Origin of the sequence: Tardiphaga sp. 862_B3_N4_1, assembly GCF_051811085.1 — a bacterium.
GTDB lineage: Bacteria > Pseudomonadota > Alphaproteobacteria > Rhizobiales > Xanthobacteraceae > Tardiphaga > Tardiphaga robiniae.
Window position 1 is genome coordinate 532,852 of sequence record NZ_JBPWQB010000002.1, and the last position, 17,793, is coordinate 550,644.

The window sequence follows — 17,793 nt, forward strand, 5'->3', positions numbered from 1 at the left end:
CCCAGCTTCATTTTGGTATCTATGAGTAGCAAGATCCGCTGCTGCATACTTGCCCAAGAGCGAAGCAGGCTTGCTCGACAGAGAACCCGTGCAAGATAATTTTCTCGTACATTGACGAAAAACCTGAACGGTATCTGGAAAGCTCGCGCCTTTCGCACTGCACACGGATCGCCGCACTGCGACCTAAGGGTGATGTTTCACTTGACGGGGCTGGTATCGAGTCAGAGGATCGGAAGGAGAAGTGAGTTACTCTGACCACAATTCACGAGCTGCGGGCTGTGCCGTTACATATTGTTTCGCACATTTTTCCATATGTGCTTCGTTCGATATGTGCTTCGTTCTGTAAGTATAGTTCCGTCTCGTGACGAATTGTTACGTGATGACCTTTCATCGGTGAATTGTTCATGTCCGATACGCTTAGTTCTCTCAGCACATCCGGATTGACGCCGACAAGGCAGATCCAGGTTTGGTCAGATGCCCTGACCGATCTGTGCGGGCGTTTTGACATCGATCCGCTGGAAGCATCCACATTCGATGCGCTGATCAGCTGCACATCGGTTTCGCGGCTGAAATTGTGTCACATCGAGGCGAGCCAGCATCGAATCGGCCACGCGGCCCCGCGAATTCGGCAAAGCGACCATCCATACGTAAAGATTGTGTTCCAAACTTATGGCGTTTCGCATTTCGAACAGGACAGTCGCCGGATCGATATCGGACCCGGCGATTGCCTCGTCTATGATGTATCGTGCCCGCATACCATCGTCAGCCCGGCCTTTACACGCCATGACGTCGTGATCGTGCCCAAGGAGCTGCTGCATGAGCGCGGCCTCGGTGCGGGAAATCTGGCCGCCTGCAAACTGTCGGCGCGCGCCGGCACCGGGCGCATCGCACACGAATTTGTACAGGCTGCCTTCCACGAAGCGACCAGACTATCGCCAAACAGTGCCATCGGTGTTGCGGATTCACTAATTGATCTGTTGCTGTTGCCGCTGCGGGAAGTCGACATGACGCTCGATCGCGTCGGTCCGGAAGCCATGTATGTCCGTGCGCAGGGTTTCATTCGGGAACACTTGCGGGACCCCGAGCTCAGCATCGATCAGATTTCGTCTGCACTGCACTGCACCAAACGTTATCTGCATATGCTGTTCAGCGACCGCGGAATAACCGTCAGCGACTATATCTGGCAGGCGCGGCTGCAGAATTGCCGGCAGGAGCTGGAAGCGCAGAACGGAAAGACGATCACGGACGTCGCATTTTCCTGGGGCTTCTCAAGTTCCTCGCACTTCAGTCGCGTGTTCCGGAAATATTTTGGCGTGGCTCCATCCGCGATACACAAAGCGCATCACGGCCATCAGCGGCCTGCTCTCACCGAGGAAGTGTAGTTAAACTTCGGTTGCCTGCACATTTTGCGCCGCAACCTGAGGAGTTAAGTTGAAAGACGTCGTCTCACTGCTTATCGTGCGGCGGCGCAATCATCGCGCAAACTCTGAGGAGACCAAGATGAGCTGGAAGACTCCGAAGATCGTGGAAGTGCAGGTCGGCATGGAAATCAACATGTACGCCTGCGCGGCCCGTAAGTGACAGATTGATCGTCTTGATCGATCTCTCCCGGCTCGCAGACTGCGGTTTGTGAGCCGGGCAGAGGCCGCTGAACCCGCGTTGCGGCTGTCAGGCGTCCTTCGTATCGAAAATCAGAAGATCTACGCCGCCATCCGCAAAATTCGCGAGATCGCCTGCTGCAGCCTGCCCTTCCGGCGAGGCGAGGCCAAGCTTGAGCGCCGCAACCGTTTCGAAATCCAGCGCCGCGACCAGATGAATATCGCTGTCTCCCGTCGGCGTTGTGACGCCCCCCGTGCTGACACCATAGTGTCTCAGCCCTGGAATCTTCTTTGCCAGCGGGATATGTACAGATTGATAGTATTTGTCGAAGGCTGCGGGCTTCTTCGGTGTTTTGTAGAGGACCAGGAGTCTCGCCATGGACATATCCTTCCCTGACTATTGGCACTAACGGCGCGCCGCATGCGTATAGCAACCGATCCTGGTGCGATGTTCAAGTCAATCGCAGAGACGTCTTCGCGGCTGGGCCAATTTCGACTAGGCTCGCGCGGTGCGTTATCTCTATATATACGCCTCTCTTCGATGACAGGATTGGATGCAGGTGCAGCGCGGCGTCAGGACAGTCTACGCGGCGATTCTTGCATTCAGCACGCTGGCCGCCGTGCCGCGCGCACAGGCCGGTGACATCGATACCGAGCATATTTTCGGCTTCATGATCGGCAGTGACGTCGGCCGCGTGGGCGAGCGGGAATTCCAGAGCGAGACGACCGGGCGATTCGGCAAATCCGGCGGTCGCTATCGCGCGGGCGAGCAGGAATTCGAACTGGAGTTCGTTCCCGCGAAGGACATTCGCATCGAGATCGGGAGCAGTTTCTCGGCCCATCGGATCACTGGCGTTCCCGGATTCGCCGATCAGCGCACGCTTGCCTGGCAGGGGGCATCGCTGGATTTCCGCTACAGATTTCTTGATCGCGAGACGGCCCCCGTCGGCATGACGCTCGCGATCGACGCGCAGTTCAACGGGATCGACGAAACGAGCGCAGCGCGGGTCAGGAGCTACGGCACTGGGCTGACGCTGGCCTTCGATCGCGAGATCGTCCCTGACGTTGCTGTTGCGGCACTCAATCTGATCTATCAGCCGGAATGGACGCGCTATGTCGATACCGGAACGCGGGAACGCGAGGCGAGCATCGGAGCGGCGCTCGGCGTCATGATGCAGGTGCGCCCCGGCATCCTTCTCGGCGGCGAAGCGCGCTATATGCGCCGATATGAAGGGATCGGCCTTGGCGAACTGTCTGGTCAGGCGCTGTTCGTCGGGCCAACCGCCTATGTCCAGCTTTCGGACCGATCACGGCTGACTGCAAGTTGGAGCACGCAAGTATGGGGCCACTCCGAGGTGCCCGGATCGACGCTGGATCTGGTCAATTTCGAGCGTCACCAGGCCCGTCTGGTTTACGGGATCAATTTTTAGCCTGGAAATCGCCGAAACTTCGCGCTGACGGGCGCGTATTTCAGATGTTATCGTCCGGTGAACGATCTGGGATGCCGACATGAATATGATCAATCTGGTCCTGACAGTCTGCGCGGTAATGTCGCCGAACACCTGCGAAGAGCGAAACCTGTCGTTCACGGCAGACTTCTCGCTGCATCAATGCGCCATGGCAGCGCCGCCCTACATCGCCCAGTGGATCGGCGAACACCCGAAATGGACCGCGGTGAAGTGGCGCTGCGAATATCCGCATAGCCATGACAAGGCATGATCGTTACTTGTTGCAGTCCTGCAGGTCCTTGTCCGCAATCGAGAATACCGCATCGGCCTTGATCTCGATATTCCTGACCACGCACTGGCGCGCCTCGGAATAGCTGACCTTGGCGTCGTAACTGCCGGGCTCTATCCCCGTGATGCGCAGCCGCTCGTCGTGATCGACTTCCTTATCCTTGTCCGCCAATGTCAGGTTGGCGCTCCATTGCTGCTTTCCTGCCGGGGATAGCTGGAACCCGGTAATGGTCGATGTCGTCAGGTTCCAGAGCCGGATGCCCTTGCCGGCTTTGCCCTGGGCATGAGCATGGCCTGCGATGAGCAGCAATATGACAGCCATCGATAGAGATGCGCGTGACATGTCCCCTCCATATCTGTTCGGCTTATTGAGCCGTTTCGTTTTCTTAGTATAGTTCGCCAGTCGTCTTCGCCAGCTTTGCGAGGCTCTCGTGGGACCCGATCGAATGACAGGATATCTCGTCACGCTTGCGGCCGTTGCCGTTTTGTCGGGATCGGCAAGGGCGGCGGAGGTCAATGACTATCCGACCTCCGCGCGCGCCGAATATGTCTTCGGCTGCATGAAAGCGAATGGCGAGACCCGGCAGTCGATCGAGCAATGCTCGTGCTCGATCGATGTCGTGGCGTCGCTGGTGCCCTATACCCGCTATATCACGGCGGAAACGGCGCTGAGCATGTCGCAGGTGCGGGGCAATCTGAGCGCCCAGTTCCGGACCTCGGAGCAGGCTAACAGCGCCATCAATGACGTCAGGCGTGCCCAGGCCGAGGCTGAGGTGCGCTGCTTCTAGCGCTATGCTGTGCATGATGCGCTGCGTTACATGCCGGAGCCATTGACCTTCCACTCATGCCTGAACTGATGTCCATCGGTGTCCTTGGCCTCGGCGCGGAACGTCTTTGCGCCATTTGAGACGTAAGTGAATCGAATATTCGGGTCTTCGGAGATCGAGATCCCGCCCTCCACCGACAGGACCGGGCTGTTGTCCTGCCAAAGCTGGAGCCGGTCGACATAGAGGGCCGGGATATAGAGTTGCGAGACCTGATCCATCTGCAGGCCGGAATTATTGGGGTGGCCGATCATGACCTGCGCCTCGCGCGTACCGCTTTTTTCCTCGTTTTGCGCTCCAGCAAACTCCCTGTAGCGCATCTGGCCCAACCGGCCCTTGGCCTCTTCGGCATTCTTCGCCGCCGGCGCAGAGCAGCCACCGGATGCCTTCACATAGGTTTGCACCACATGGAGTTTGCCGTCACTGGTCTCCGCGACGGCATGGACGTTGGTGTAATTGTTGATTCGAACACGGGTGGAAATCTCCGAGACGTTTGCGTCGGCCCCGAGCTTGAATTTCGCGGCCATGGGCGCCGGGTTCTGGTCGATCACCAGCGTGATCGTCACCACCCGCGAGCGTGCGTCGAATGTCGGCTTGAGGCGCAACGTCACCGGCACGATGGCAGCATCCTCCGCGCGCGTCGGCATCTCGAGTGCGATCAGGTTGCTGCCGTCTTCCATCGGTCGGCTGTCGAAAATATCCTGCACCAGCCCCGGCCATGGATCGTAAGGCTCCGGACCGGCCGCGGACACAGAATGCGGACTGAGTACGGCGCTCAGCAGGATGGCGGCACAGACGCTGCGGATTGCAAATTCCGGCATGGTACGGCCCTCGCAAGGGAAGAAGCGACGCGCTTGATACTACCCCAACCGGCGGTCATTCCCATTCAAATTGTGAGTATGCTGCAGTTGCGTTGCGGACGTTGTAGTCGTCAAAAAGCTCCCATTTGCCGCGCTCGGCTTCTGCCGCGTGTTTCGTAGCTTCCGCGATCGGTTTGCCATCGATGACGTCCTTCCGGATACCGGACGCGAGTGTTTCGAGATACCGGCGTTCAGCGGCGAGGGCTTGCGGCCAATCGCTCACTGGACCATGGCCGGGAACGACGCGTTCGGCCGGCAGCGCCGCGAGATCGTCCAGCAGCTTGAGCCATGCCTGGATGCTGCCATCGAGCACCGGAATATGGCGGAGAAAGACCAGATCTCCAGCGAACAACGTCTTCGTCGCCGTGTCGAATACCGTGACGTCGCTATCGCTATGGGCGGTGGGCCAGGCTTTCACGATAAGTGTGCGCCCGCCGAGATCGAGGACGAGCTCTCCATCGACGAGCCGGGTGGGCGGTACGATACGGACGTCATCGATCAGGGCGTCGCCCATGCTGCGCCTGAATGCGTCGAGATAATACTGCCCGCGTGCGGCCAGTGCCTGCGGCAGCCTCATATGACCGACAAACTCGGTTCCGTCAGCGACGAAGGCGGCGTTGCCGAACATATGATCGGGATGACCATGGGTGTTGATGACGTAACGAATGGGCTTGTCTGTATGCGCGCGAATGGAAGCCAGCAATTGTCGCCCTTCCCGCACGCTGCCCCCGGTGTCGATCACGGCAACCGCCCGATCGCCGATCACGACGCCGATATTGGCGACGGCGCCGTCATTGTCCGACGACATCAAGGCGATGCGCCCCTGATGCATGAAGACGCCCGGCGCGATTTCACTGATCGCCAAAGTCTGTTGTTGCGCGCGAGCAGATGCGAGCATTGCCAGCATGATGAGCGCTACATGCATCGCAAAGCGAGATGTCATTTGCATCTCCATATCACTCCGGGGCAAGCAGCGATCCTGCAATCACCCGGAAAGTGCGGCGCAACATCGGAAGCGCCCCATTGCATCTTGCACGCTTAAAACGAGAGGCCTAGGTTTTTGTCGTGTCACCCATCAAATGTGAACGGCAGGTAGCGCATGCACCACAGAGCGGAACGATCCGGAAAACGTCGCGCGCTACTCACGTCGCTCGTTGCGAGTGCGCTGCTGCTTGAGGGCCTATGCACCGCGCTTGGCCAGACTGCTGCGACCGACGATCTCTCGATCGAGCTGGTCGATCCGCAGTCGCTGCGTGTTTGCGCCGATCCGCGTAACATGCCGTTCTCGAATGAGAAGGGCGAGGGGTTGGAGAACAAGCTCGCCGAGCTGTTCGCAGCCAAACTGCAGAAGAAGCTCGATTACGTCTATTTCCCGCAGGCGACGGGCTTCGTTCGCATGACTCTCGGCGCGCATCGTTGCGATGTCATCATGGGCTTCCCGCAGGGCGACGACCTCGTCCAGGGTACCAATCCCTATTACCGGACGGCCTATGCCCTGGTATCGAAGACCGGCGCCGGTCTCGATGATGTCACGACACTGGATGACGCCAGGTTGAAGAGCAAGCATATCGGCATCGTGGCGGGGACGCCGCCGGCCACCAATATGGCGGTCAACGGCTTGATGGTGAATGCGAAGCCCTATCCGTTGGTGATCGATACCCGCATCGATTCATCGGCACTGGCCATGATCAAGGACCTCACATCTGGCGATATCGACGCAGCGATCCTGTGGGGGCCTATGGCGGGCTTCTACGCCAAGAACGCCAATCCTCCGCTTCATGTCACGCCGCTGGTCAAGGAAACCACCGGGCCGCGCCTCGTCTATCGCATCGGCATGGGCGTGCGCTCCGCGGATCAGAACTGGAAGCGGCAGCTAAACCGACTGATTCAGGAAAACCAGCCAGCCATCAACAAGGTCCTGCTCGATTTCGGTGTTCCCATTCTCGATGAGAACAACCGTCCGATCGGGCCGGAGGCGGCGGCCAAGTCGCCGTGACCATGCGTTACGCCATCCTTCTCGCGATGGCATTAGTGATGGTCACGACGGCCCGGGCCCAGGATATCGTCCCCGAGCCCGATGACTATCGCACCGACAATTATCGCACGCCGGTGCCGGCGACGCTGAAAGGCGGACGCGTCATCACGACGAAAGACGCGGAGGCGATCTGGCGCGACAAACGCGGCGCCTTCATTGATGTGATGCCGCGTCCGCCGAAGCCGGCCAATCTGCCGCCGGAAACGGTCTGGCGCGACAAGCCGCGGCACAACATTCCGGGCAGCCTGTGGCTGCCCGACACCGGCTACGGCAGGCTGGCCACCGAGACCGAGGCCTATCTGCGGGATGGTCTCGCGCGCGCATCGGCCGGCAACCGTGCTGCGCTTCTGGTGATCTACTGTCAGGCCGATTGCTGGATGTCGTGGAATGCCGCAAAGCGCGCGGTGTCCTATGGCTACAGCAATGTCGTCTGGTATCCGGAAGGCACCGACGGTTGGGAGCTGGAGGATCTACCCCTCGCGGATGCGCAGCCTGAACCACGGTCGCAGGCGAACTAGGGCGTGCTTGGAACCATCTTCCGCGCCATAGTAAAGAACTCCCCTTGGCTGGGATAAGACATCATGCATTGGGCGCTCAGGCTTTTCGGTTTCGTCGTCGGTGTTTTGGCCTTGGCGATATTGGGGCTTGGCGGTTGGATCGTCATCGCCCATCAAGACGAATTACAGCTCGCCTCCGCTGCTGCGGCGAAGACCATCTGCTCGAACGTATTCATGGCCAAGCGCGAAGCGGATGCGATCTTGCGTACCGACCTGCTGGCCCTCGGACATCCGATCTTCCGCCTCGTGAAAATCGACGTCAGCGCCGTCGACCACAGCGTCGACGCCAGTCTTTTCGGTCTTTTCGCCAAACGTCACGCCCAGTATGTCGAGGGACGGGGCTGCACCAACGTCTTGAATGGCACGTCTTGGAATCATCCTGCCGCGCTGCGACCCTCACCTACGACAGACGCCGACACGCTCTGGCCGACCGGCGAAAAAGTGCAGTTATCCGACAACGCACGTTTGCAGGCGGCGGTGAACAATCCGGTTTTGCAAGGTCCGGGCATGCGAGCGATCGTTGTCGTGCACGACGGGCGCATCGTCGCCGAAACCTATGGCCAGGGTTTCACCCCTTCAACGCCCTTGCTGGGTTGGTCGATGACCAAGAGCGTCACGGCGGCCCTGGTCGGGCTGGCCATCAAGGACGGCAAACTTTCGCTCGATAAGAAACATCTGTTTCCGCAATGGGCGGGGGACGCCCGCTCGGACATCTCGGTCGCCGATCTGATGGCCATGTCTGGCGGACTGGAATGGAACGAAGATCAGGGGCGTCACACCGACCCGGGACGCATGGAGTATCTCGTGCGGGATGCGGCGGCTTTCGCGCGGGATCGAAGGCTCGTCGCCTCACCGGGAACGACATTTCACTATTCGTCCGGCGAGTCCGTTCTGCTGACGCGACTATGGCAGAACGCGATTGGCGAGGGGGCTCTGTCTTATCCGCGCGAACGACTGTTCAACCCTTTGGGCATGAATAGCGCTGTTATCGAAGCCGACGAGGCCGACACGTTTCTCGGCGAAGGCTTCCTCTACGCCAACGCGCACGATTGGGCGCGCTTCGGCGAGTTTTTGCGATTGGGCGGGGATTGGAACGGCCAACAGCTTTTGCCGGCGGGCTTTGTCGACTATATGCGCTCACCTTTCCCAGCGTCCGATCAGGGCCAAGGCCCCGTCTATGGTCGTGGACAGCTTTGGTTGGCGCGTGGCCAAGGATTCGATCTCCCCGCCGACACGTTTATGTTGCAAGGTCACCTCCGTCAGGTGATCGCGATCATTCCCTCGCGCAAATTGGTGATCTTGCGTATGGGATTGACGCGTGAAGATATTGGCTTCAGCAACGCGAAGCTGCTGCGCACCATCGTCGCCGCAGGCTTTTGAAGCTTGCTGGATAAATGACGAGGCCGGACAGTCGAGCAGCGCCCCGTCATTTACGCGGGGAACGCGACGCTGCTTGTTGAGCAGCATCGGCTTTATCGTAGCGCATTCAAAATCGGCGAGTTCAAACGCCCAACGCCTCGACTAGAAAATCGATGAACAGGCGCGCTCGTAGCGGAAGTTGCCGTCCGAACGCGTGGAGAACATGGATCGGCGTGGTGAACATGGGTATCTCTGGCAGCACGATATTCAATCGTCCGGCCGCAAGGTCATCCTCGATCGCCAGGCGCATGAATTGCGTGATACCGACCCCCTTTAGGACTGCCTCGATCAAGGATTGAGCGTCGTCGCTATCGAAGGGGCCAGCCGGAACGATCCGCGTGCCATCGGCAAAAGTAAACGGTTGCGGCCGGCCGGCAAGCAAATGGCCAAGACAAGCATGCTGCTTGAGATCATCGATAGACCGGGGGATTCCCCGGCGCTGGAGATAGTCTGGCGATGCGCCCAGGACATATTGCAGGACACCCAACGACCGACGGATCAAGTTCGTGTCTTCCAATTCTCCGATTCTCACCGCGAGATCGAAACCTTCGCGAATCAGATCAACGCGGCGGTCTGTGACGCTGAGGTCGAGCTTGATGTCTGGGTAGCGTTCGAGGAACGAGCCAGACCAGGCAGAAATTAGCGGACGCCCAAATGTAGTCGGCACGGAGACCCGAAGCACGCCACGTACGTTGCCCGGAATCTGCACGATGTCCTCGGCTTCCTCTATAGCGCGCAGATGGGGAGCCACGTGCTCGTAGTACGCGGCGCCTTCGGACGTCGGGCTGAGCGTGCGCGTCGACCGCTGCAGAAGGCGGACACCGAGACGTTGTTCCAGGCGCGCGACGCTTTTCGATACCGCTGAAGGGCTGGCGCCGATCAACCTTGCGGCGCCGGCGAAAGACCCGGCATCAACCGTCCGCACAAAGGCGAGCAGGCCCGCCGTCTTTTCCAAAATCGTCGCCATTCAGGACATTTGATCTCGAAAGAACCGAACGACTTCTATCTATTCGGCCATCTATGAACGAATAGTCTAGCCATCGCAATGAGCGATCTCGCAGATACAAGGCGAGATCCGCTGTCATTGTTCAGATCCCTGGACGCCATGGTCTAGGTCTTCAAATGCCTTTCATCGCTCCCCCGTAGAGTAGACGGCCAGCAAATCGTCAGAGTTAGAATCCCACTTCTCACTTCGTAAAAAAAGGGAACGCAATATGCCTGCGCAAGCCAAACCAACCATCGTTTTCTGCCATGGAATCTGGGCCGATGGCTCATGCTTCAGTAAGGTCATTCCTGCATTGCAGGCGGACGGACACGAAGTCATCGCGGTTCAATATGGCCTGGACTCCTTCGAAGAGGACCTGGCGACGGTGAAGCGCACGCTCAACCGTGTCGGCAGCCCGGTCCTCCTCGTCGGTCATTCTTATGGTGGAGCGACCATCACCGCCTCGGGCACCGATGAGCGCGTAGTGGGCCTCGTCTACATCGCAGCTGTCGCCCCTGACGCCGGCGAGACCGTGCAGGACCAGCTTGACAAGTACCCGTCAGATATTTTCTCTCGCGTCGAGGTCGCGGACGGGCGCGCTTGGATGCTTCCGAATGGCACCGAGTTCTTCGCTGGAGATCTTTCCGAGAAAGACCAGAAACTCGTGTGGGCGACGCATTATGCGCCCGTCTACGATCTGTTCCGCCAACAGAAGCTCAGCGCAGACGACATCGCGTGGAGATCGAAGCCGAGCTGGTACATTCTGGCCACGCAAGACCGTACAGTACACCCTGACCTGCAGCGCTGGGTCTCGAAGCGCATGGGAGCGACCGTCACCGAAGTGGCGAGCAGTCACGTGCCGATGCTCTCTCAGCCCGACATCGTTATCGAGGTGATCCGCAAGGCCGCGGCCGCCGTTCAAAAAAGCTAATCGCGCTAGGCCATTGCCGGGACGTAAGAGAGACAGTCGGCAACGGCGGTCTCTCCTTCTCGTTTATGTAGCTGGTGCGCGACGACCGCCTATGGCGCGAAGGCGAAGTCGTTGGATAGCCGGCTTTCCGCCAGTGTTGGGTGCCAAGCGGACATCAAGCGAGCCTACTCCAAGCAGCCGATTTTATAGGTCCACGCCCTGGCACGCGATATCATTCCATCTCCTGCTGGATGGTGCGGCTGAGCGCGAACAGCCGCTGGTCGATCAGCGTCGGTACCTCGCAAACGAAGGTGACGACGCGGCGCCGGTCGTCGAAGATGCGGGCTTCCCATAGCAGCTTGTTGTTGAGTTCGTCGATCTTCGCCTGATCGGGTGGCGACGCGCTCTGCAATGTCTGCAGCATGGCTGTGTCGGCGCGGACCCGGTCGGCCGCTTCGCGCTGTTTACGCGTGACGCGTTCGAGACCGGCCAGCACCGTCGCGCGCTGCGCGTTCAGGCTGTCGAACAGCCCGGCGAAGATCAGTTTGCCTGACCTGGCCTTGTCCGGCGATCGCGACAGAAAGTCCGTGACCGCCTTCTGGGCTTCCTCAACAGGTACGCGCCGTGTCGCCAGACGTTCGACAAGCGCGCTGACATCCACGTCGTCTTTCCAGGCGCTGGCGACATCATCGATCGACGGTCCGGCCCAGACGGCAGCCAGCGAGATTTCCGGTACCTTGGCCTGAACGCACGGCCAGTCGGGATAACGCGGATCCGCGGCCTGCGCAGTGCCCGACCAGATCAACAAGAGTGCTGTGATGATGCCGATCGCTCTGTTCATGTCTCGCCCCCGGCTGGTGCCCGGCGGGCAAGGCCGCGACCGGGATCGTAAGCAATGATTGCACCGATCATGAATACGGCGGTACAGCCCGCGACAACGGCAAGGGAGACCCAGTTGACCTTGTCATAGAGCGCGAAGCGGATCAGTTCGACCGCATGGGTGAAGGGATTGAACAGGCAGAGATAATAGAGCATCGGGCTGCCCTCTTGCACGCGCCACAAAGGATAGAGTGCGGACGACGCAAAGAACATCGGGAAGATCACGAAGTTCATGACCCCCGCAAAATTCTCCAATTGCTTGATGCGCGACGAGATCAGCATGCCCAGCGATCCCAGCATCAATCCGGACAGGATCAGTGCCGGCAGAACAGTGAGATAGCCGATGAGCGGCGGAGCGATGTCCCAGAACCAGGCGATCAGGAGAAACGCATAGACCTGCAGCAGGGAGACGACTGTCCCGGCCAGCAATTTGCAGACCAACAGGAACCAGCGCGGCAGCGGGCTGACCAGAAGCGTCCGCATATTCCCCATCTCGCGGTCATAGACCATCGACAACGAGGACTGCATGCCGTTGAACAGTTGGATCATCGCGATAAGACCGGGCGCGATATAGACCTCATAGAGAATATAGGTCTCGTAAGGCGGGATGATCGAGATGCCCAGCACCTGCCGAAAGCCGGCGGCGAAAATGAACAGCCAGACCAGCGGACGCACCAGCGCCGAAACGAAACGTTCGCGCTGATGCAGGAAGCGCAACGCTTCCCGCCACAGGATGCCGTTGAGGCAGGTGACATAATTGCCGAAACCCAGCTTGCGACGCTCATGCGCGAGGAATGTCGTACTCACGATGACCTCCCGCGCCGGTCGGCCGCCTCGGTCATGCTCCGGAAAGCCATGTCGAAATTGGCAGCGCCGGTTTCGCCCAGGATCTGCGTCACGGAACCGCGTGCGAACACATGACCGTGATGCAACACGACGAGATCGTCGCTGGCGGCGATCTCGTCAAACAGATGTGTTGCCCACAGCACGCCGATGCCTTGTTCCGCGACCAGCATCCGGACATGCGCAAGAATATCGGCGCGCGCCTGCACGTCGAGGCCAACGGTCGCTTCATCCAGCAACAGCAGCCGCGGCCGGTGCAGCAACGCGCGGGCGATCTCCAGACGTCGCATCTGTCCGCCGGAGAGATCGCGCACCCGGCTGTTCACCCGGTCGGCAAGGCCGATGCGCGCAATCACCTCGTCGCCGCGCAGCCGGGCTTCGCGCCGCGCGATGCCCTGCAGCGCGGCATGATAGAGCAGGTTCTGCATGACAGACAGATCGAGATCGAGCGTACGTGGTTGAAACACCACGCCAAGCAGCCGCAAGGCATCGCTCGGCGTATCGCTGATGTCGTGGCCGAATACGCTGATCCGTCCAGTTTGAATGCCGAACAGCCGGGTGATCAGCGCTATCAGCGTACTCTTGCCCGCGCCATTGAGGCCGAGCAGAGCCGTGAAACTCGCCGGCGCGACATTGAAGGAGACATCCGACAGCGCCTGCCGACGGCCATAGCAATGGCTGATGCCTGCGACCGACAGCGCGGGTGTGACCGCCGGCGCGTCAATCGGCTCCGGCGCGTCGTGCGCGACCTGTTCAGGCCGGGATGTGTCGATGGTGGTCATGGCCGTGCCATGGCGATGCCCCAGGGCAATTCGCCGACCTGAATGGTCTTGATGACTTTCTGCGCAGCGACATCGATGACCGAGACATCGTTGGAGACGCCATTGGTGACCAGCAGATATTTCTCATCGGGGGTAAACGCCATGTGCCAGACCCGCTGGCCCACCAGCAGATACTTGATCACTTTGTGGGTCGCCGCATCGACGACGGCGATCCGGTTGGCGGGGCCGAGCGCGATGAAGGCGATTTTGGCGTCCCGGGTCATGCCGATGCCAACCGGCTGAATGGCTTCGCGCCGCAGACCGGGAATGTTGAACTCGATCTTGTCGGTCACGACCCGCTTGGTGGGATCGATCACCGACACGGTGCCCCCGATCTCTGAGGACACCCACAGTTCCGAGCCGTCGCGCTTGAATTCGGCGAAGCGCGGACGCGCGTCGACCAGGACATTGGCCACGATCTCGCGCGTCGCGGTGTCGATGAAATGCGCCATGTTGGTGGTTTCAGACGTGTTGATCAGGATCTTGCCGTCAGGGCTGATCGCCATGCCTTCGGGCTCGACACCGACCTGCACGTCGCCCATGCGCACGCGCTTTTCGAGATCGATCACGGTCACCGTGTTGTCGTTCTCATTGGCGACATAGAGAACCTTGCCGGCGGCATCCTGGGTGAACAGCTCGGGGTCCGGACCGGACGGCAGCGAGTCGACCACCTTCTGACTGGCGACGTCGATGATCTGAATGGTGTCGTCGTCGCCGACCGCGACAAGTACCGATTTGCCATCGCGCGTCAGTTCGATGCCGCGCGGACGCTGACCGACCTTGATAGTCGCCGTGACGGTCCAGCTATCGGTGTCGATCACCGAGACCGTGTTGCTCTTCTCATTCGACACATAAGCGAGAAAGGCCGATGCAGGCGCCGCTGTTGCAAGCCATGTCGCTGCTCCGCACAGCCAGACGCGGCACAGCATCTTCGATCTGTTCATCATCATTGCAGCCTGCATTTGCTTTCCGGACGATCAATACCGAGCGTGTCGAGCTCCGAGACCTGATGCAGGAAGCCGTCCTGCGGCGATACCGAAATCACCATGCGCCCGTCGACCAGCAGGATCGGCTGGCGTAGCTGCAGGTTCCAGTCTCGGATCGTGAGCCGCTGCCCCTTGAAGCCGGCGATGGAGAAATCGGGCGACTTCAGAAACGCCAGAATGGCTTTGCCATCGCCCGAATTCGTGCGGGACGCGGCTTCGCCGATCATGCGGGTCGCGAGCCAGGCCTGCATGTCGCGCGCTGTCATGCGGCGCGCATTCGGTTTGGTGAAGCGGTTCTGGATCTGCACGGCGCCCCATTGATCCTGTGCAGCATGCCAACTGGTCGGTACCAGACCCGCCGATCCCGCGACCGGCCGCGGATCCCAGGTGCGATACGGCAGATAGGAGGCGAAGACTTCGCTCTCGTCGGCGGCGATCATGACGTCATAGGCCGGTGCCTGTTGTGTGAAGACCGGTATCTGGCGCTGGATCAATGTGACACCGCTATCGGTACGCCGCGCGCCGCCAGTGTCTTCGAAGACACGTTCCTGCACGATCTTTGCGCCGAACCGTGCGGCGGCACGGCGATAGGCGTCGGCTTCAAGCCGGTCGTCGTCATGCGAGCCGACCACGAGTAGCCAGCGTTTCCACTGCTTCCACACCAGATACTGCGCCAGTGCATCCGCCAGCATCGATCGCGTCGGCGCGATATGGATCACATTGGCCCGGCAGTCCGCCTCGCGCAGCCGATCGTCGGCAGCACCCACATTGAACAGGATGCCGCCGCGGTCACGCACCGCGTCGGCCGCCTGCAGCAATGCATCGGGCGGCAGGTCGGCAATGATGAAGGTGCTGCGGCCAGCGAGATCGCGTGCGGCTCCGGCAACATCGTCACCGTCCTTCACACGGACCTCGTCCAGCCCGAACTGCTGCTTCAGGAACTTGCCCGTGGTGTTGTTGTCCTCGATGGCGAGCCGCGCGCCGGCGATGCCATCGTTCTCGGACGGTAATTCGACCAGCGAAAGAGTTGCCTTGATGCCGGCCTGACCGAGATAACCGATGCTGATCGTCAGCGGTTCGGCCGCCAACGCAGACGACGTCACGGCGCAGAGACTGATCGCGCCGATCAACCACCGTATCATGTTCCCTCCGGCTACTCCTTCCCGGCTTGGCGCTGGTAAAGGGTCTCGTGCTTGAAACATGAACCAATTATCGTAGCTTGCAACCTCGGATTCTGCCGACGCGTTGCATTTTAATGATGCGAGGTCCGCGATGAGAGCCCTATCGATCACCGTGCTGTTACTGATGATGACAGCGACGGCTCACGCCGCGGCGCCTAAAGTGGCGGTGTTCAATTTCGAATGGCTGGATACGAGCCTCGAAGGCGAGGTGAAGGGACGCCGCAGCGACGAGCAGGCAAGACTGCTCCATGCTGCCGACCAGCTTCGCGAGGAGATGAAGCAATCCGGCCGTTTCGAGCTGCTGGATATGTCATCCCTCAATGTTGCGGCGCAAGGCCGGAACTTGCAGGCATGCGGCGGCTGTGACGTACAACTCGCGCAGCAGATCGGCGCCGACCTCGTCATTACGGGGCTCGTACAGAAGGTCTCGAACCTGATCCTCAATATGAACATCACCCTGCGGAATGTTCACACCGGGCGGCTGGTTGCCACAATGAGCGCTGATCTGCGCGGCAACACCGATGAAAGCTGGTCACGCGCGACGAGCTATCTGGTTCGCAACCGCCTGCTCGCTCCGAATTACGGTGCCCCGCAGCCCCAGTAACGCGAGCCGCAGCTCACCCCTTGAGCCGCGCCGCGTGCCAGCGCAGATGATCGGCCATGAAGGTCGAGATGAAATAGTAGCTGTGATCGTAGCCGGGCTGATGGCGCAGCGTCAGCGCAATGCCTGCCTTGTCGCAGGCGCTCTGCAGCAGTTCAGGCCGCAATTGTTCGGTCAGAAAATTGTCGGCGTCGCCCTGATCGACCAGCAATTCGGGGAATCTCGCGCCGTCCTCGATCAGGGCAACCGCATCGTGCTTTCGCCACGCCGCTTTGTCGTCACCGAGATAGCCGCCCAGCGCCTTGATCCCCCACGGCACTTGCGACGGCGCCACGATCGGCCCGAAAGCGCTGGCCGCGCGATAGCGATCGGGATGACGCAGCGCAATGGTCAGTGCGCCATGCCCGCCCATGGAATGGCCGAGAATCGACTGACGACCGCTATCGATCGGGAATTGGTCGGCCACGAGCTGCGGCAGCTCCTCGGTCACATAACTCCACATGCGATAGTTGCGGGCATAGGGCGCCTGGGTGGCATCGACATAGAAGCCGGCGCCGAGCCCGAAGTCATAGGCATTGTCGGCGTCACCGGGAACATCGGCACCGCGCGGGCTGGTGTCCGGGGCAATGAAGATCAGCCCCAATTCGGCGCATGCGGCTCGAAAGTCGCCTTTTTCGGTGACATTGGCGTGGGTGCAGGTGAGACCCGAGAGATACCAGACCACGGGCAGCCTGGCGCCGTCCTGATGCGGCGGCACATAGACCGAGAATGTCATGTCAGTTCCGGTCGCGCGACTGGCGTGTTTGTAGACACCCTGCGTGCCGCCATATGATCGATTGAGCGAAACTGTCTGCATGGTCATGACTTTACAGGTTGGATGCGGCAGCGATGCGACATCGCCGAAACAAGTGATGTCAGGTCAGGGACGCCCGGTCAGGCGATGCCACGCTCGATGGCGAAGCGCACCAGTTCGACTGAACTGCGGACGCCGAGCTTTTGCCGCATGAGTGACGATGTATTGGCGACCGTCTTGTAGGAGGCGTGAACCATCCATGCAATCTCGGCAAGGCTCTTGCCGGCACCGAGCAGTCGCAGGATCTCCATCTCGCGCGAATTCAGCTTCGACAGCGGACTTTGCGTCAGCGCAGGACCGGCAAAAGCAAGGCTTCGTGCCATCGCCGGTGGCAGATACACGCCGCCGCGCGCAACCTCATAGACGGCCTCCAGGAGATCGTGTGGGTCGCCGGTCTTGGAGACATAACCCTTGGCGCCACTCTCGATCGCGCGGGCTGCGAAGATCGGATCGTCATTCATGCTGAACATGATGATGCGCATCGTGTCGTCGCGCAGCAGGATGCGCCGCGCCAGTTCATATCCGGAAACTGTCGGCAGATTGATATCGATGATGCAGATATCGGGGTCTCCGGTCAGGAAAACCTGCTCCCCACTGGCGGCATCGGAGGCTTCCAGCAGTTCGATCTCCGGATCGTCCGCGAACACCGCGCGGCAGCCCGATGTGACGATGGGGTGATCATCGACGATCAGAACGCGCATGGGT

Annotated in this window: 22 protein-coding genes; 10 read left to right on the forward strand and 12 right to left on the reverse strand. The window is 60.2% G+C overall.

What is annotated here, in order from left to right; all coding sequences use genetic code 11:
• Nucleotides 1-404 precede the first annotated feature (404 nt).
• Nucleotides 405-1,382, forward strand: a complete 978-nt coding sequence (locus AB8B02_RS19760) for a helix-turn-helix domain-containing protein (RefSeq protein ID WP_170849575.1) — start codon at nt 405-407, stop codon at nt 1,380-1,382.
• 118 nt (nt 1,383-1,500) lie between these two features.
• Nucleotides 1,501-1,581: a pyrroloquinoline quinone precursor peptide PqqA gene (gene pqqA / locus AB8B02_RS19765; RefSeq protein ID WP_081421972.1), complete on the forward strand. Its 81-nt coding sequence runs from the start codon at nt 1,501-1,503 to the stop codon at nt 1,579-1,581.
• 87 nt (nt 1,582-1,668) lie between these two features.
• Here the strand turns inward: pqqA and AB8B02_RS19770 are convergent, their stop codons facing one another.
• Nucleotides 1,669-1,977 carry an EthD family reductase gene (locus tag AB8B02_RS19770; RefSeq protein ID WP_231079394.1) on the reverse strand — a complete coding sequence of 103 codons (309 nt, stop codon included), beginning with the start codon at nt 1,975-1,977 and terminating at the stop codon, nt 1,669-1,671.
• Nucleotides 1,978-2,152: 175 nt separating this feature from the next.
• Between AB8B02_RS19770 and AB8B02_RS19775 the strand changes: the two genes are divergently transcribed.
• Together AB8B02_RS19775 and AB8B02_RS19780 are read left to right on the forward strand one after the other, a co-directional pair.
• Nucleotides 2,153-3,028, forward strand: a complete 876-nt coding sequence (locus tag AB8B02_RS19775) for a hypothetical protein (RefSeq protein ID WP_439064944.1) — start codon at nt 2,153-2,155, stop codon at nt 3,026-3,028.
• A gap of 79 nt (nt 3,029-3,107) precedes the next feature.
• Nucleotides 3,108-3,317, forward strand: a complete 210-nt coding sequence (locus AB8B02_RS19780; RefSeq protein WP_068734580.1) for a hypothetical protein — start codon at nt 3,108-3,110, stop codon at nt 3,315-3,317.
• A gap of 3 nt (nt 3,318-3,320) precedes the next feature.
• On the opposite strand, the gene AB8B02_RS19785 is transcribed toward AB8B02_RS19780, so the two are convergent.
• Nucleotides 3,321-3,677, reverse strand: coding sequence for a hypothetical protein (locus tag AB8B02_RS19785; RefSeq protein WP_089266005.1), 357 nt, complete (start codon nt 3,675-3,677; stop codon nt 3,321-3,323).
• Nucleotides 3,678-3,780: 103 nt separating this feature from the next.
• On the opposite strand from AB8B02_RS19785, the gene AB8B02_RS19790 reads away from it, so the two are divergent.
• Nucleotides 3,781-4,122 (forward strand): hypothetical protein, encoded by a 342-nt coding sequence (locus tag AB8B02_RS19790; RefSeq protein WP_089266004.1) that lies wholly within the window; start codon nt 3,781-3,783, stop codon nt 4,120-4,122.
• A gap of 26 nt (nt 4,123-4,148) precedes the next feature.
• Here the strand turns inward: AB8B02_RS19790 and AB8B02_RS19795 are convergent, their stop codons facing one another.
• Together AB8B02_RS19795 and AB8B02_RS19800 are read right to left on the reverse strand one after the other, a co-directional pair.
• The gene (locus tag AB8B02_RS19795) at nt 4,149-4,979 is read right to left on the reverse strand and encodes a quinoprotein dehydrogenase-associated SoxYZ-like carrier (protein WP_089266003.1); all 831 of its coding nucleotides are present in this window, start codon (nt 4,977-4,979) and stop codon (nt 4,149-4,151) included.
• A gap of 55 nt (nt 4,980-5,034) precedes the next feature.
• Nucleotides 5,035-5,961: a quinoprotein relay system zinc metallohydrolase 2 gene (locus AB8B02_RS19800; protein ID WP_089266264.1), complete on the reverse strand. Its 927-nt coding sequence runs from the start codon at nt 5,959-5,961 to the stop codon at nt 5,035-5,037.
• Between the two features lie 156 nt (nt 5,962-6,117).
• Between AB8B02_RS19800 and AB8B02_RS19805 the strand changes: the two genes are divergently transcribed.
• From AB8B02_RS19805 to AB8B02_RS19815, 3 genes are all read left to right on the forward strand, one after another.
• Nucleotides 6,118-7,014 carry a substrate-binding domain-containing protein gene (locus tag AB8B02_RS19805; RefSeq protein WP_439064945.1) on the forward strand — a complete coding sequence of 299 codons (897 nt, stop codon included), beginning with the start codon at nt 6,118-6,120 and terminating at the stop codon, nt 7,012-7,014.
• Between the two features lie 2 nt (nt 7,015-7,016).
• Nucleotides 7,017-7,571, forward strand: coding sequence for a PQQ-dependent catabolism-associated CXXCW motif protein (locus AB8B02_RS19810; protein ID WP_439065904.1), 555 nt, complete (start codon nt 7,017-7,019; stop codon nt 7,569-7,571).
• Between the two features lie 63 nt (nt 7,572-7,634).
• Complete coding sequence (locus AB8B02_RS19815; RefSeq protein WP_120287032.1) at nt 7,635-8,990, forward strand: serine hydrolase domain-containing protein; 1,356 nt, start codon at nt 7,635-7,637, stop codon at nt 8,988-8,990.
• A gap of 121 nt (nt 8,991-9,111) precedes the next feature.
• Here AB8B02_RS19815 and AB8B02_RS19820 read toward each other — a convergent pair whose 3' ends face one another.
• Complete coding sequence (locus tag AB8B02_RS19820; RefSeq protein ID WP_120287033.1) at nt 9,112-9,996, reverse strand: LysR family transcriptional regulator; 885 nt, start codon at nt 9,994-9,996, stop codon at nt 9,112-9,114.
• Nucleotides 9,997-10,243: 247 nt separating this feature from the next.
• Here AB8B02_RS19820 and AB8B02_RS19825 point away from each other — a divergent pair, with 247 nt between their 5' ends.
• The gene (locus AB8B02_RS19825) at nt 10,244-10,945 is read left to right on the forward strand and encodes an alpha/beta fold hydrolase (RefSeq protein WP_120287034.1); all 702 of its coding nucleotides are present in this window, start codon (nt 10,244-10,246) and stop codon (nt 10,943-10,945) included.
• Nucleotides 10,946-11,156: 211 nt separating this feature from the next.
• On the opposite strand, the gene AB8B02_RS19830 is transcribed toward AB8B02_RS19825, so the two are convergent.
• The 5 genes from AB8B02_RS19830 to AB8B02_RS19850 are packed head-to-tail and all read right to left on the reverse strand — an operon-like array spanning nt 11,157 to nt 15,595.
• Complete coding sequence (locus AB8B02_RS19830; RefSeq protein ID WP_439064946.1) at nt 11,157-11,765, reverse strand: hypothetical protein; 609 nt, start codon at nt 11,763-11,765, stop codon at nt 11,157-11,159.
• A complete protein-coding gene (locus AB8B02_RS19835; RefSeq protein WP_439064947.1) occupies nt 11,762-12,610 on the reverse strand; it encodes an ABC transporter permease in 849 nt (282 codons plus the stop codon). The genes AB8B02_RS19830 and AB8B02_RS19835 overlap by 4 nt, the downstream gene beginning before the upstream one ends.
• Nucleotides 12,607-13,428: an ABC transporter ATP-binding protein gene (locus tag AB8B02_RS19840; protein WP_439064948.1), complete on the reverse strand. Its 822-nt coding sequence runs from the start codon at nt 13,426-13,428 to the stop codon at nt 12,607-12,609. Before AB8B02_RS19840 ends, AB8B02_RS19835 begins: the two co-directional genes overlap by 4 nt.
• Nucleotides 13,425-14,396 carry a YVTN family beta-propeller repeat protein gene (locus AB8B02_RS19845; RefSeq protein ID WP_199711998.1) on the reverse strand — a complete coding sequence of 324 codons (972 nt, stop codon included), beginning with the start codon at nt 14,394-14,396 and terminating at the stop codon, nt 13,425-13,427. Before AB8B02_RS19845 ends, AB8B02_RS19840 begins: the two co-directional genes overlap by 4 nt.
• A 17-nt stretch (nt 14,397-14,413) precedes the next feature.
• Nucleotides 14,414-15,595, reverse strand: a complete 1,182-nt coding sequence (locus tag AB8B02_RS19850) for an ABC transporter substrate-binding protein (RefSeq protein ID WP_439064949.1) — start codon at nt 15,593-15,595, stop codon at nt 14,414-14,416.
• Nucleotides 15,596-15,758: 163 nt separating this feature from the next.
• On the opposite strand from AB8B02_RS19850, the gene AB8B02_RS19855 reads away from it, so the two are divergent.
• The gene (locus AB8B02_RS19855) at nt 15,759-16,238 is read left to right on the forward strand and encodes a DUF3280 domain-containing protein (protein WP_089266262.1); all 480 of its coding nucleotides are present in this window, start codon (nt 15,759-15,761) and stop codon (nt 16,236-16,238) included.
• Nucleotides 16,239-16,251: 13 nt separating this feature from the next.
• On the opposite strand, the gene fghA is transcribed toward AB8B02_RS19855, so the two are convergent.
• A complete protein-coding gene (gene fghA / locus AB8B02_RS19860; protein WP_439064950.1) occupies nt 16,252-17,097 on the reverse strand; it encodes an S-formylglutathione hydrolase in 846 nt (281 codons plus the stop codon).
• Between the two features lie 71 nt (nt 17,098-17,168).
• Nucleotides 17,169-17,789, reverse strand: a complete 621-nt coding sequence (locus AB8B02_RS19865) for a response regulator transcription factor (protein WP_068734560.1) — start codon at nt 17,787-17,789, stop codon at nt 17,169-17,171.
• Between the last annotated feature and the right edge of the window lie 4 nt (nt 17,790-17,793).